This is a genomic window from Herbaspirillum sp. SJZ106 (assembly GCF_006715495.1).
GTDB lineage: Bacteria > Pseudomonadota > Gammaproteobacteria > Burkholderiales > Burkholderiaceae_D > Herbaspirillum.
This window is the reverse complement of record NZ_VFNI01000004.1, coordinates 383,347-397,338: the sequence shown is the minus strand read 5'-3', so window position 1 is coordinate 397,338 and position 13,992 is coordinate 383,347. Positions and strand designations below refer to the sequence as shown.

Sequence of the window (13,992 nt, the reverse complement as noted above, 5' to 3'; positions counted from 1 at the left end):
CACCGGCCCGGCGCTGCGGCCGGTTGCCGGCCCCCGGCATGATGTTCAGGAAGCGTCACAGTTGTGCCGCGAGTGTCATATTTTTGAACACATCGGCTGCCCGCTGTCCCAAACTGTTCAACCCTGCGCCGCTGCCGGCGGCAGGCATAAAAAAACCGGGATGGTGGAATCCGAAGATCCAGCCATCCCGGCCATGTGCTGCCGCCGGCAGCAACAGACCCACTTCACAGGTTCAAAACGCGTGCTTGATGCCCAGTTGAATCGCGGTCGTGGTTTTTCCCGCTGCGGCCAGGTAGGCATTGTTGTTGGCAATGCCGAACGCTGCGCCGGCGGTGTAGCCGCTGCCGGCATTGACGCCGGCGATCAGGCCGTACAGCGTGGTGCGCTTGGACAACGCATAGTCGTCGCTGAGTATCCAGGTGCGCGAGGTATCGCTGTTGCCATCCTTGTTGGTGGAGTAGTAAAACGCCAGCGTCGCCGTATTCGCCGCCGAGGTGCGATAGTTCAGGCCCAGCCCGTACACGTGATATTGGGCCAGCCGCGAACCGGTCGCCGGATCGGTGTTCTTGTCATTCAGATAGTTGCCGGTCAGGGTCGCGGCGCCCATGGTGTAGGCGGCGCCGAGGCTGTATTTGCGGGTCTGCGCGCCGGTGCTGCCGAGGGTCGCGGTGGGCCGGCCGTTTTCGGTCTGATAGGCGGCCGACAAGGTAACCGGGCCGGTATAGGTCGCGCCCAGCGCGATCACGCGATTGGCGCTCATGCTGCCGGCCTGTTCGCCGAAACTGTAGGAACCGCTCAGATTGACGTCACCGACCTTGGTGCTCAGGCCGAGCGCATTGGCCACGAACACGTCAATCACCGAATTCGAATTGGCCGGCGCCGCAGCGGCGCCGCCATTCAACGGATTTTGCGTCAGCGCCCAGGAAATCAGGCCGGAAAAGGTTTCCTTCAAGCCGCGCGGATCGGTCGCGGCAAATGCCAGCACCGCCGGCGAATACTGCTTGCCGAGCGTGACCGAACCCAGGCTATTGGACAGGCCGATATTCGATTGCCGTCCGAACAGGCCGCCCCATTGTCCGCCCTCTCCCGTGGTCGAGACGAAATGTCCTTCCAGATTGAAATTGGCTTTCAGGCCGCCGCCGAGATCTTCGCTGCCCTTGAAGCCGAGGATGCTGGGGCTCAGGCCGCCAGTGCTCATGCCCACCACGGTGCCGTTGCCTCCGCTCGCGGTTTTCTGGTTATTCACCATCACCACGCCGGCATCGATCACGCCATAAATGGTGACTGACGATTGCGCCTGCGCCTGTTGCAGGCCGGCCCCCATGATGGCGCCGAGCGCCAGCAATGAGCCTAATGATTTATTCATTTTTTTGTCCATCTGTATCTCCTCTGTCTAATGGATTTTCTGTCCAGCATCTGTCTGTCCTGCATCTGTTTATCGATGCCCACGGCTAAGGGCAAAATGCATGCCTGTCGGCGCCATCTTTGCGCCGCCGCTTCAATATCGCCATCAGCAGGCGGATCCGGCGTCTTGCCGCCAGAGTGAGCGCAATGCCGAAAGCCGCGCCGGCAGCGGCCCGCGCCACCACTTGCGGCAGTACAACAGCGCTCAAACCGGCATGCCCGGCTGCGCAAATACGGATCACTTGTGCGCTGGCTTGTTCAGATTTTGATCGTCCGCCGCAATCGCTTTGGCATGCCGGCAGCATCGATCAGGCCGCAGCGATGGCATACGATTTGCTCTCGGCTTCTTCCAGACGCGCGCACCGGCAACGACATGCCTGCCCCTCCCTCCCAAGGCCGCAACATGCATATCTGGAAAAAAATCCTGCTGTTATTGATCGCATCCTGTTGCCTGCCGCAGGCCTGCGCAGGCGTGATGACGCGCGAAGCCATGCGGAAGAATTTCCCGGCGCCGCTGATCGTCGCTGACAAAGCCGGCGATATCCCGGTGTGGCCTTTGTTCCGCCAAAACGCGACCGCCAATGAACTGGTCGGCTATGTATTCGAATCGGTTGATCTGGCGCCGGTGCCGGGATTTTCCGGCGTCCCGGTCAATCTGTTGATCGCCATCGATCCCAAGGGCAACTTTCTCGATGTCAAGGTGCTCTCGCACCATGAACCGGTATTTCTGGAAGGTCTCGGCGAAGCGCCCTTGTTCCAGTTCGTCAGCCAGTATCGCGGCTTGTCGCTGAACCAGAACATCAAGATCGAAGCACGCAATGGCCGCCAGAGCGGCGGCGCCAACGCTTACCTCGACGGCGTTACCAAGGCCACGGCATCGGTGCGCATCATCAATCAGACGGTATTGGCATCGGCGCTCAAGGTGGCGCACAAGAAACTCGGATTTTCCGCCGGCCGCGATCCCGACCTGATCGCCCGCATCAAGCCGGATCTGCAAGAGCAACACAGCATCAGGTCGATGCTCGACGACGGCCTGATCAAACACCTGACGCTATACAACAAGGATATTGAAAAGAAATTCGCCACCGGCGGCGGCGCCGGCCTTGATCCCGAGGCCGTCAACCATCCCGATGCCGTGTTCATCGATCTGTACCTGGCGTATGTATCGGTGCCGTCGATCGGCAGCAACCTGCTCAATGCCGCCAGCTGGGACAAATTGCAAAAGCGGCTGGAACCCGGCGACCATGCCATCCTGGTGATGTCGAATGGCCGCTACGGCATTGCCGGCGATGACTTCATCCCCGGCTCGGTGCCCGAGCGCTTGCTGTTGCAGCAAGACAAGCTGCCGCTGGAAATGCGCGACCTCAATATGGAAATGCAGCTCAAGGACACCCGTGATTTGCCGGCGCCGGAGCAGCTCAAGGTATTTCGCATCATCGGCCAATCGGGACTGGATCCGTCGCGCCCGCTGGATTTCCTGCTGCCGGTGATCCGCAGCAAAGGCATCGTTTATCCTGAACGCTTCACCGAGAATTTCGCCGTCAGCATGACGCTGCCGGCGCGCTTCTATACGGTGCCCGACAGCGACAACAAAACCTGGCAAGGAATCTGGAAAAGCCGCTGGCCGGAACTGGCGATTCTGGCCGCGGCGCTGGCGCTGTTGTCGCTGGTGCTGATCCGGCAACGGCAACTGACCCGCAATGGGCGCCGCTTTATCCGGTTCCGCCTGGGGTTCCTGCTGTTCACCTTGCTGTTCATCGGCTGGTATGCCCAAGGCCAGCTATCCATCGTCAATATCACCGGCTTGCTACAGGCGCTGGCGGCCGGCCGCAGTCTCGATTTCTTCCTGTACGATCCGATGACCGTGACGCTGTGGGCCTTCGTTGCGGTATCCCTGGTCGTCTGGGGCCGCGGCACGTTTTGCGGCTGGCTGTGTCCGTTCGGCGCCCTGCAGGAGTTCACCGGCAAGCTCGGACGCCTGCTGCACCTGCCGCAATTGAAAATCCGCGCCAGGACCGATGCCCGCCTGAAACTGATCAAGTACGCGCTGCTGGCCGGGATCGTGGCCAGCAGCATGTTCTCCAGCGCCATCACCGACGTGCTGGTCGAAGTCGAGCCGTTCAAGACGGCCATCACCCTCAACTTCGTGCGCTCCTGGCCTTACGTCGCTTATGCGGCCGGTTTGCTGCTGCTCAGCGGCTTCGTCTACAAATTCTTTTGCCGCTACCTGTGCCCGTTCGGCGCCGGCCTGGCCGTGCTCGGCCGCCTGCGCGTGTTCAACTGGCTGCCGCGGCGCAAGCAATGCGGCACGCCCTGCCAGACCTGCCGGCATCGCTGCGATTATCAAGCCATCGCCGGCGACGGCAAGATCGCCTATCAGGAATGCTTCCAGTGCATGGATTGCGTCGTAATCTACGCCAGCGATGAAAAGTGCGCGCCGCTGATGCTGGAAAAGAAAAAACAGGGAGTGAAGCGCGACTTCATTCCGATTCAGGCAATCCCGATCGATTGACCAGGAGCATCGCATGCAACGTCGCACCTTGATTTCCGCCGCCGTCGGCGGCGCCCTGATCAATGCCGCCGGCTGGCGCCTGTCGCGCCCGGATGCCGCGGCCGCCCAACTGACCCGCGGCACGGCGACGCCGGATGGTTTTCATCTGTACACCGGCAGCGATCTCGCCTTCGGCACCACCATGTCGATACAGGTGCTGCACGACAACCGCCGGCAAGCGGAGCTGGCGATTGAAGATGCCTTCCAGGCGGCCAAGGACGTCGATGCCCTGATGAGCATCTACAGTCCGCGCAGCCAGGTTTACCAGCTCAACCGCGACGGCCGCCTGGCCGCGCCCGATGCCCGCCTGCTGCATGTGATGCAGGATGCGATGCGGCTGTCGGCATTGAGTGCCGGCGCGTTCGACATGACGGTGCAGCCGCTGTGGCAGCAATTCAGCCAGGCTGCAAAGAACCGGACCCTGCCCGAGCCCGCCGCCCTGCGCGCCGCCCGCGCCCTGGTCAACTGGCGGGATGTCAGCATCGGCGCCGATGAAATCCGTTTGCGCCAGCCCGGCATGGCGATCACGCTCAATGGCATTGCGCAAGGCTATGCCGTCGATCTGGCATTGGCGGCGCTCAAGGCGCGCGGCGTGCGCCACGCTTTGCTGGATACCGGCGAATTCATTTCCGTCGGCCGCAAACCGGCCAATCGGCACTGGGCCATCGGCGTGCAGAATCCGCGCGATACGCAGGCGCTGACTGCGGTGCTGGAAATGGATGGCCGCAGCATCGCCACTTCGGGCGATTATGAAACGACATTTACGCCCGACTTTCGCCATCATCACATTTTCGATCCGGCCACCGGCGATTCGCCGTTGCAGCTGGCCAGCGTGACCGTGGCTGCGCCCACCGGCCTGCAGGCCGACGGCTTGTCGACCGCCCTGTTCGTGATGGGCAGCGCCAAAGCCTTGCGCCTGGCGGCAAGCCTGCCGCGAGTGGATGTCTTGCTGGTCAGCAAACAGGGCCAGGTATGGTCATCCGCCGGATTGCGGCAACGGCAGGGCTGAACGGCCGCCGCCGGCGCCAGCAAGCGCGCGAATTCAGAACCACATGCGGCGCGCCGCGTGCTGGCGGCCAGACAGCAGGTGCTTGCATGCCGCCAGCACATGGAGCGCAATCAGCACGGCAAACAGCAACGCCAACAGCTTGTGATAGCCCATCAGGCTATCGCGCAAACCGGCGTCTTCGGTCGCCCAGCGCGGCAGCTGCAGGCCGAAAAACTTGACGCCATATTTGTTGAAGGACGACGACAGATAACCGCTCAGCGGTTGCAATACCATCAGCGCATACAACAACAGATGGCCTCCCTGTGCGGCCTTGATATTCCATGCCGCCATGTCGACCGGGAACGCTGGCGGCCGGTGCGTCAGGCGCCACAGCAACCGGATCACGACCAAGACCCCGGCCAGCACGCCGCAGGACTTATGCAGGTTGAAATACACCGCGCGATCCGGCGTGCCCTTGGGAATCCCGACCATGTAATAACCCAGCGCCAGCATGCCGAGCACCAGCAAGGCAATGCTCCAGTGCAGCAATACGGCCACTCTGTCATAGCGGGCCTGGCCGCGCATGCGGCTTGGCGCCGCGCTCACCGGATCACCACGCCCCATGGCAATTCGCCAACCGCGACTTCCTTGCTGACGGTATTGGTGGCGGTGTCGATCACCGATACTGAATTGGAACGGCCATTGGCGACATACAGTTTTTTCCCATCCGGCGTGATCGCCATATTCCATGGCCGCTTGCCGACCGGCACCGTCGCCACCACCGTATTGCTGGCGCTGTCGATCACCGTTACCGTGCCATCCTTGCCATTGGAGATATACACGCGCTTGCCATCGGGCGCGATCGTCACGCCATTGGAAAAATTCCCGGGCTTGATTTTCGCGCTGACTTTTTGCGTTGCCACATCGATGGCGTACACGGTGCTGGCAATCTCGGCGGCGACATAGGCCTTGCGGCCGTCCGGCGTGAAGGCGATGCCGCGCGGCCGCATGCCGAGCTTGACCGAACCGACCTGCTTGCGCTGCGCGACATCGATGATATCGAGCGAGTCGGCTTCTTCGGCGCTGACATACAGCCATTTTCCGTCGGGGCTGAATACCGCGTGTTCCGGATTCTTGCCGGCAGTCTTGATGCTGAAGACTTTTTGATTGGTGGCGCTGGAAATGAAACTGACCGAATTGCTGATTTCACTGGCTGCCACGATCCAGTCGCCGGCGGCGGAAATACCGACACCTTCAGGCGATTCGCCGAGCGGCACGGTACCTACCTGGGCCCGCTTGTCGAGATCGACAAGCAGCAAGGCATTGGCCGGCTGGTCGCTGACGTACAACATCTTGCCATCGTGGCTGACCGCCAGCCCGCGCGGCTTGGTGCCGACCTTGATCTGCCCCGCCACTGTATCGGTAGCGCAATCGATGATGGAAATGGTGCCGGATCTTTCATTCGGCACATAGGCGAACGGAGCGGCTGCGGCCATGCCCGGCAACAATGCCGCGGACAGCAGGCCGGCGAATGCCAGACGCCTGGCGGAAACGGCAAGAATGCTTTGCGTGATGGTCATGATGTCAAGTCTCCTGAACGGGGTTATTGTTTTATATCGCTGCGGCTTGGATCAATATGCGCAGGCAATAAGCATGCCGAAGCGGCGCAACTGCCGGCATGCGTCCGGCGCGCCGCGTGCCCGGTGCATTGTTGCAATTGTCCACAGGCGACTGCTGCAAATTGAAACAGTCGGCCGTCGTCGGCCTGGCATTACTTCGGTTTGTCGAATTCGTAACGCAGGGCAATCCAGAACAGGCGCGGCGCGCCCGGTGCGTAGAAAGTGGATTGCCGCACCGCATACCCGGCCGCGGAGGAACCGCCGAACGGCCGCGCGCTGACATTGCCGTTGCCGTCGAAAGCGGTCGCGCCAAGCTGTGCCGCGGTGTCATAGCGGGTGTCGAACAGGTTGTTGACCTGCGCCATGACCTGCAATTGCGGCGTCACCCGCAAGGCCGCGCCGAGATTGAAGATGGCGTAGCCAGCGCTGCGTCCCGGGCCGAGGTAATACTTGCCGTCCGGCTGATGCTGGCCGTTTTCATTGCCGCGCGCCAGTGAACCGGCCACTGCCACCATGCCGGCACTCACGGTCAATGCCGGCGAGAACGCATAGTCGGCAAACAGCTTGAGCATCTGGCGCGGAATCAGCGGAATCTTGTCGCCCGGTTTGATGTTGATATTGCCCTCTTGGCCCGGACTGCCCGCCAGTGCCGCGCTGTTGGTGCTGTTGCCGGCGCCATTGACGGTCTCGGCGCTTTGGTAGGTGGCATCGAGGAAGGTATATTGGCCGCCGACTTCCAGATTGCCGAGCTTGCTGCTCACGCCCAGTTCGATGCCCTGGCGTTTGGTCTGGCCGAAGTTCTTGAAGTAGCCATAGCCGGATTGATTGTCGGCCACGAACAGAATGTCATCCTGATTGCGCGCGCTGAACACCCCGGCATTCCATTGCAGGCTGGCGCCGACCGAGCCCCTGATGCCGGCTTCCAGCGTGCGCGTCACCACCTGTTTGAGCGGCGGATCGCTGGCCATGGCGTTGGGCAGCTTGCAGGGCCGATCAGGATTGGCACAGCCCAGTTCAATGGCGGTCGGCGCCCGGCTGCTCTCGCTGTAACCGCCATACAGATTGAGGCTGGAGCTCGGGCTGTAGGTCAGGCCGATGGCCGGATTGAAACGCGAATAACGATGATTGCCGCTGAGCGAAGCCGGGTCGCCGTCGGCATGAATCTGATCTGAGTTCCTGATCGATGTGGTGTTGTAGCGGCCGGATAAGGTCAGGTGCCATTTGTCGGCAAAAGTCATGGTGTCGCTGGCGAAGGCGCTCCAGGTTTCGATCCGGCCCGATAGATTGACGCGCGTGTCGAACGGCTCGCCATCGACATTGCCGCCGATGACGCCATCGCCATATGCATTGATGCCGGTGACGCTGCGGTCTGCATTGATGTAACCGAGTTGCGACGATTGCTTGAAGTTGATGCGACTGCCGTCATAAGCGCCGCCGGCAACCAGTTCATTGCGTTGCCCGAACAAGTCACCGAGCCAGGCAGCTTGCGCCGAAATGCCGTAGTTCTGCTGCTTAGTCTCGGTACGGTTGATCAGGCCGGTGCATTTTTCAGCGGGTTCATCGTTGAGCAAACCCTGGGCGATACAACGCCAGTAAGGAAACGGCGTATTGGCGGCATTCATGGCGCCGGTCGGAAACCCGGCATAACCGGCTGCGCCCAGCGCCGCACGCTCGGCCGCACTCAGTTGATAAATGGACTGACTCAACGCATCTTCGTTGATGTCGCCATTCAGCGTTGAGGTATGCATATCGCGGTAATACGCATTGCCGGACAACAACAGATTGTCATTGAGCGCATGCGTAGCCGCCAGATTGAACATGGTGGAGCGGTTCCGGGTCTGGTCCGGTTTGGTATAGACGCTGGCGCGGTCGTTCGCCATCAGGGTCTGCTCCTGCAAGCCGTTGCCGGTCATGTCATTGTCGGCGTGGGCGAAGCTCAGTTTCAGCGTGGTGCCGGCATTGCGCCAGCCCAGCTTGCCGAAAACCTGGCGCACGTCGGACGGCGAATCATTGCGCCAGCCGTCTTCCTTGAACAAATTGCCGGTGACATACCAATCGAGCGCATCGTTGGAGCCGCCATGCTCGAATTCCACCGCACGGCGCGCATTGCTGCCCAGCGTGGTTTGCACCGACGTGCCAGGATTGGCGCGGCCATCCTTGGTTTGTACCGATACCGCGCCGCCCAGCGTATTGAGGCCGAACAGCGGATTGGAGCCGGGCATCAGGCTCATGGAAGAAATCGCTGCTCGCGGAATCAGATCCCAGCTGACCGTATCGCCGAACGGCTGGTTCATGCGCACGCCGTCCACATATACCGACAAGCCTTGTTGCGTACCGAGCAAGGGCGAGGCGGTGTAGCCGCGATAGCTGACATCCATCTGGAATGGATTACCCTGCATTTCATTGACGTAAACGCTGCCCAGGCGGCGGTTCATGAAGTCGCCCAGATCGAGTGCGCCACTACGCTGGATATCCTTGCTGGTGGCGGTTTGCACCGGCGCCGCCATTTCATTGCGCGATTGGCCGATGCCGGGCAACGGCGTGGTGCCGACAACTTCGACCGTCGGCAACTCAGCCGATGCCGCCAGGGCCTGCGCCTGGCCCGCCACCGATGCGGCGGCGCCAAGCGCCAGCGCCAGTCGCAAGGCTGCCGCCAATGGCCATCGCTGCCGCCCCCGCAGGATGGTGGATCGGTACATATCGTCTCCTCATGTTCTTTTACTTTCATCCTGCTCTAAGCAATATGTTTGCCAGCGGATAAAACATGAGGATGAGGACGAATACGACGGCAGCGGAAAAACTCAAAACCAGACCCGGCACAAATGACGCAATCGCGACTGTTCCATTTTTCAACACTATCCCTAAATGGAACAATCTAATTTGATCAGCCGCCTGATATCGATCATCTGTGACTGCATGGCGGCAAAAAAAGAAAGCCCGCAATTTTTCATGCGGGCTTCATGGCGATGGCTTGCTCACCGCTTGCCAGGCACGGGATCGCTCCCGCCCCGGCTATCGATGATGGTTTTCAGTTGCCTGAATTGAAAAAGGATTAGCCTGGCGCAGCAGCAACCGCCGCCTTGGCCCGCGCCTTATGCAGCTTCCGGTAACTGTCGAGCAGGCGCTGGTGCCGGTCCAACCCTTCCAGCGTCATGCTGGTTGGCGTCAGTCCGTAGAAACGCACGCTGCCATCCACCGAGCCGATGACCGCATCCATCCGCTCATTGCCGAACATGCGGCGGAAGTTGGCTTCGTAATCGGCCAGTTCCAGTTCGTCGTCGAGCAGCACTTCCAGCACCACGTTCAAGGCCTGGTAGAACAATCCGCGCTCGACCGTGTTGTCGTTGTACTGCAGGAAGGCGCCCACCAGCTCGTGCGCCTCCTCGTACTGCTTCAGGGCCAGGCGGATCAGCAGCTTCAGCTCAAGCACCGTCAGTTGCCCCCACTCGGTGTTTTCATCGAACTCGATGCCGATCAGAGTCGCGATGTCCGAGTACTCGTCCAGCTCATTGTTTTCCAGGCGATCGAGCAGCGCCGCCAGGCTGGCGTCGTCCAGGCGATGCAGGTTTAGGATGTCGGCGCGGAACAGCAACGCCTTGTTGGTGTTGTCCCAGATCAGATCCTCGATCGGATAAATCTCGGAATATCCCGGCACCAGGATCCGGCAGGCCGTCGCGCCCAGTTGGTCGTACACTGCCGTATAGGCTTCCTTGCCCATCGCTTCGAGAATGCCGAACAAGGCCGCCGCTTCGTCGGCGTTGGAGTTCTCGCCCTGGCCGGAAAAGTCCCACTCGACAAACTCGAAATCCGACCTGGCGCTGAAAAAGCGCCACGACACGATGCCGCTGGAATCGATGAAGTGCTCGACGAAGTTGTTGGGCTCGGCCACCGCGTTGCTTTCGAAGGTCGGCTGCGGCAAATCGTTCAAGCCTTCAAAACTGCGTCCCTGCAGCAATTCCGTCAGGCTGCGCTCCAGCGCCACTTCGAAGCTGGGATGCGCGCCGAACGAGGCGAAGACGCCGCCGGTGCGCGGGTTCATCAATGTCACGCACATCACCGGATAAGTCCCGCCCAGCGAGGCATCCTTGACCAGCACCGGAAAGCCCTGCTCTTCCAGCCCCTGGATCCCGGCCACGATGCCGGGGTATTTGGCCAGCACTTCTTGCGGCACGTCCGGCAAGGCGATTTCGCCTTCCAGGATTTCACGCTTGACCGCCCGCTCGAAGATTTCGGACAGGCATTGCACCTGCGCTTCGGCCAGCGTATTGCCGGCGCTCATGCCGTTGCTGACGAACAGGTTTTCAATCAGATTGGAGGGGAAATACACGGTTTCGCCATCCGACTGCCGCACGTACGGCAGCGAACAGATACCGCGCCCGGCATTGCCGGAGTTGGTATCGACCAGGTGCGAGGCGCGCAGCTCGCCATCGGGGTTGTAGATTGCCAGGCAATAGGGATCGAGGATCTCCTGCGGCAACGCATCCTTGCGGCCCGGCTTGAACCAGCGTTCGTTCGGGTAATGCACGAACCCGGCGTTGGCGATGTCTTCGCCCCAGTAGGAACCGGCGTAGAAATGGTTGTTGCTGATGCGCTCGATGTACTCGCCCAGCGCCGAGGCCAGCGCGCTCTCCTTGGTCGCGCCCTTGCCGTTGGTGAAGCACATCGGCGAGTGCGCGTCGCGGATGTGCAGCGACCACACGTTGGGAATGATATTGCGCCACGAGGCGATTTCGATCTTGATGCCCAGCTCCGCCAGCACGCCCGACATATTGGCGATGGTCTGCTCCAGCGGCAGATCCTTGCCCAGGATGTAGGTATTGGCATCGCTGTCCGGCTTCACCGTCAGCAAGGCCTGCGCATCGGCATCCAGGTTCTCGACTTCTTCGATGACGAACTCGGGGCCTTCCTGCACCACTTTCTTGACGGTACAGCGCTCGATGGAACGCAGGATGCCCCGGCGGTCGGCTTCCGAGATATCGGCCGGCAGCTCGACCTGGATCTTGAAGGTCTGCTGGTAACGGTTTTCCGGGTCGACGATATTGTTCTGCGACAAGCGGATGTTTTCGGTCGGAATGTTGCGCGTGTTGCAGTACAACTTCACGAAGTAAGCCGCGCACAAGGCCGACGAAGCCAGGAAGTAATCGAACGGACCGGGCGCCGAGCCGTCGCCCTTGTAGCGGATGGGCTGGTCGGCAATGACGGTAAAGTCGTCGAACTTGGCTTCGAGGCGCAGCTTGTCGAGGAAGTTGACCTTAATTTCCATGAGGGGCTCTAAAAATGGGAGTGGCGGCTATTATCCCCGTCAGGCCGGCCCCCTGCAAAACATTCTCGCGGTGATTGCACAAAAAACATGCACAGCGGCAGGGACAGGCCGGGAATTCCCGAAACGCACTCAACAGGCCTTCACGGTTTCACTGCACGCTCCAGAATCGCGCGCCTCCGCCTCTGCGGCACTATCGGTTACAGCGGGCTTTTGTGGAGCGTGCCGGCCATGGCGGGCCAGTCGCGCATCAGTTCGTCGCGGGCGCGCAGGCCGGCGTTGGGCTTGGTGGCCTGCCGAGCCTGGTTGGCGCCCCAGTACTCCCCGCTTTGGCCATTCCAGTCGGCAACCTGATAGGCATTTTGCTCCGCCATGCCCTCTCCTTGCTCTGATTCGTTCTTAACTAACTTTCTTGATTAGCGCCCCTTGGATCGAGGCAGCCGGAGAAGGAATTTGTATCCTCAGACCAGCATCGATTGCTGGGCGAAGATACCCGCCATCGCACCCTGCGACGATGCCTGGGTGACCGAGGGCAAGAAAGGCGTCGTGAGATCGCCGGCGGCGTAGATGCCGGGCATGCTGGTTTGGCGGCGCTCGTCGACTTTGAGAACGACTCCAGTGGGCGTATCCACCGTAGCGAGGCCCAATGATTCATGCAGGCTTGCGGAGGGCTTGGTGCGCGGATGGGCGAACAGGACGTCGACCGCGATATTAAGGCGGCTATCGAGATTGACGGTGGTGATATGGCCCTTTTGATGGGCGATCTCGACGATCCGGCCATCGACGACAGGGACGTTGCGGCGTGCCAGATCGGCCCGGATATCGGGCGCAATGTCGTGACCATCGGCGAAGACAGTCAACTTATCGGTCCAATCGAGGAACAGCCTGACCTGATTGTGCGACTGCGGACCAGACCAGACGAGGCCCCAATGCTGGCCGGCGACTTCGAAGCCGTCGCAATAGGGGCAAGGCACGATGGACGTGCCCCAGCTTTCGGCAAAACCCGGAACATCAGGCATCTGGTCAGCGACGCCATAGCTCAGGATCAGGCGGCGCGCTCCAAGGCTTTCGCCATCGCCAGTCAACACGGAGAAATCGTCGATGGCGCCGGAGACGCTGTCGGCCCGGGCACTGACCAGCCTGATGGCGGGATAACGCGCCAGCTGCCGCCGTGCCTCGGCCAGGATGTCCTGCGGGGGCTTGTGATCGTGGCCGAGCAGACCATGCGAGTGGCCGGCGAAGCGATTGCGCGGCAGGCCGGTATCGAGAACGGTGACCTTGCGGCGGGCACGGCCGAGCTGCAAGGCAGCGGCGAGACCGGCAAAGCTGCCGCCGATGATGATGACGTCATTCATGGTGATGGGCTCCGTGTTGTGGATGGAGGGGATATCGCAGGGCGGCCCCGGGAAACTTGATTTGGGCAACAGGTTGAAACCTGTCCATTGGTTGCAAATTTCAGGTAATTTACAGTATCATAATTTATAAATTTAAATACTGTCAAGTACTGGAATTCACGTGACCGAAAAAAAACAGGGGCGGCGCGGCCGGCCGGCCAACGAGGCGCTTGGCCAAACGATAGTCGACGCCGCGAGCGAACTCTTTGTGGAATTGGGTTTTCAAGCGACGACAATGGACAAGGTCGCCCAACGGGCGAAAATATCCAAGCTAAGTATCTATCGGCACTTCGAGAACAAGGAGGCGCTGTTCAGCGCAGCCATCGCGGCTCACTGTCATCAGTTTGCACCACAGGCCCTTATGGAAGACGTCGACGGTTCGGCCGAAGAACAGCTCATGGCGGTGGGATCATCCCTCCTTCGCACGCTGTTGAGCCCGGACGTGCGCAGTGTCGAAGCCATGATCATGGCCGACAAGACAAATCAGAAGTCGTTAAGCAAGCTCCATTACGAAGCCGGCCCCGCCTATGTCATCGCCCAGATCGAGGCACTGTTGCGTCAGTTGCACGCGAACGCGGTTCTGAACGTGCCCGATCCTCTCCGGTCCGCCCGCTTGTTTGCCGCGCTTATCAAAGGATCCGACCTCCTGACAATCGCTCTCTTCGATGAGGCGAGAGCAGAGAACGACAAGGAAATCGAATCCTATTGCCGCTCCGCCGTCGCCATGTTCATTGCCGCGCACGGGGGCAACGGCCACGCGGGCCGATAGCAAACAG

General features: G+C 60.8%; 9 protein-coding genes and 1 pseudogene. 3 read left to right on the top strand and 7 right to left on the bottom strand.

Features of this window, described 5'->3' with window-relative positions:
• Positions 1-232: 232 nt before the first annotated feature.
• Positions 233-1,366: a porin gene (locus FB598_RS14965; protein WP_183405863.1), complete on the bottom strand. Its 1,134-nt coding sequence runs from the start codon at positions 1,364-1,366 to the stop codon at positions 233-235.
• Between the two features lie 411 nt (positions 1,367-1,777).
• Here FB598_RS14965 and FB598_RS14960 point away from each other — a divergent pair, with 411 nt between their 5' ends.
• The gene (locus FB598_RS14960) at positions 1,778-3,916 is read left to right on the top strand and encodes a 4Fe-4S binding protein (RefSeq protein WP_255464033.1); all 2,139 of its coding nucleotides are present in this window, start codon (positions 1,778-1,780) and stop codon (positions 3,914-3,916) included.
• A 13-nt stretch (positions 3,917-3,929) separates the two neighbouring features.
• Positions 3,930-4,964 (top strand): FAD:protein FMN transferase, encoded by a 1,035-nt coding sequence (locus FB598_RS14955; protein ID WP_141915259.1) that lies wholly within the window; start codon positions 3,930-3,932, stop codon positions 4,962-4,964.
• A 33-nt stretch (positions 4,965-4,997) separates the two neighbouring features.
• Here the strand turns inward: FB598_RS14955 and FB598_RS14950 are convergent, their stop codons facing one another.
• The 6 genes and pseudogenes from FB598_RS14950 to FB598_RS14925 all read right to left on the bottom strand — a co-directional run bounded on the left by FB598_RS14950 (position 4,998) and on the right by FB598_RS14925 (position 13,177).
• Positions 4,998-5,567 (bottom strand): cytochrome b, encoded by a 570-nt coding sequence (locus tag FB598_RS14950; protein ID WP_221292445.1) that lies wholly within the window; start codon positions 5,565-5,567, stop codon positions 4,998-5,000.
• A complete protein-coding gene (locus tag FB598_RS14945; RefSeq protein ID WP_183405862.1) occupies positions 5,546-6,523 on the bottom strand; it encodes a beta-propeller fold lactonase family protein in 978 nt (325 codons plus the stop codon). The genes FB598_RS14950 and FB598_RS14945 overlap by 22 nt, the downstream gene beginning before the upstream one ends.
• A gap of 191 nt (positions 6,524-6,714) precedes the next feature.
• A complete protein-coding gene (locus FB598_RS14940; protein WP_141915261.1) occupies positions 6,715-9,261 on the bottom strand; it encodes a TonB-dependent receptor in 2,547 nt (848 codons plus the stop codon).
• Between the two features lie 353 nt (positions 9,262-9,614).
• Positions 9,615-11,825: an OsmC domain/YcaO domain-containing protein gene (locus FB598_RS14935; RefSeq protein ID WP_141915264.1), complete on the bottom strand. Its 2,211-nt coding sequence runs from the start codon at positions 11,823-11,825 to the stop codon at positions 9,615-9,617.
• 197 nt (positions 11,826-12,022) lie between these two features.
• Positions 12,023-12,127, bottom strand: a pseudogene (locus FB598_RS14930) (class D beta-lactamase); the annotation flags it as partial.
• 156 nt (positions 12,128-12,283) lie between these two features.
• A complete protein-coding gene (locus FB598_RS14925) occupies positions 12,284-13,177 on the bottom strand; it encodes an NAD(P)/FAD-dependent oxidoreductase (protein ID WP_141915267.1) in 894 nt (297 codons plus the stop codon).
• A 160-nt stretch (positions 13,178-13,337) separates the two neighbouring features.
• Here FB598_RS14925 and FB598_RS14920 point away from each other — a divergent pair, with 160 nt between their 5' ends.
• A complete protein-coding gene (locus tag FB598_RS14920) occupies positions 13,338-13,985 on the top strand; it encodes a TetR/AcrR family transcriptional regulator (protein ID WP_141915269.1) in 648 nt (215 codons plus the stop codon).
• Positions 13,986-13,992: the final 7 nt, after the last annotated feature.

What these genes read in the sequence shown, in the direction of transcription:
- FB598_RS14950 (WP_221292445.1), bottom strand. Translation starts at nt 5,567, where the DNA reads ATGGGGCGTGGTGATCCGGTGAGCGCGGCGCCAAGCCGCATGCGCGGC.
- FB598_RS14925 (WP_141915267.1), bottom strand. Translation starts at nt 13,177, where the DNA reads ATGAATGACGTCATCATCATCGGCGGCAGCTTTGCCGGTCTCGCCGCT.
- FB598_RS14960 (WP_255464033.1), top strand. Translation starts at nt 1,778, where the DNA reads ATGCCTGCCCCTCCCTCCCAAGGCCGCAACATGCATATCTGGAAAAAA.
- FB598_RS14965 (WP_183405863.1), bottom strand. Translation starts at nt 1,366, where the DNA reads ATGAATAAATCATTAGGCTCATTGCTGGCGCTCGGCGCCATCATGGGG.
- FB598_RS14935 (WP_141915264.1), bottom strand. Translation starts at nt 11,825, where the DNA reads ATGGAAATTAAGGTCAACTTCCTCGACAAGCTGCGCCTCGAAGCCAAG.
- FB598_RS14940 (WP_141915261.1), bottom strand. Translation starts at nt 9,261, where the DNA reads ATGTACCGATCCACCATCCTGCGGGGGCGGCAGCGATGGCCATTGGCG.
- FB598_RS14955 (WP_141915259.1), top strand. Translation starts at nt 3,930, where the DNA reads ATGCAACGTCGCACCTTGATTTCCGCCGCCGTCGGCGGCGCCCTGATC.
- FB598_RS14945 (WP_183405862.1), bottom strand. Translation starts at nt 6,523, where the DNA reads ATGACCATCACGCAAAGCATTCTTGCCGTTTCCGCCAGGCGTCTGGCA.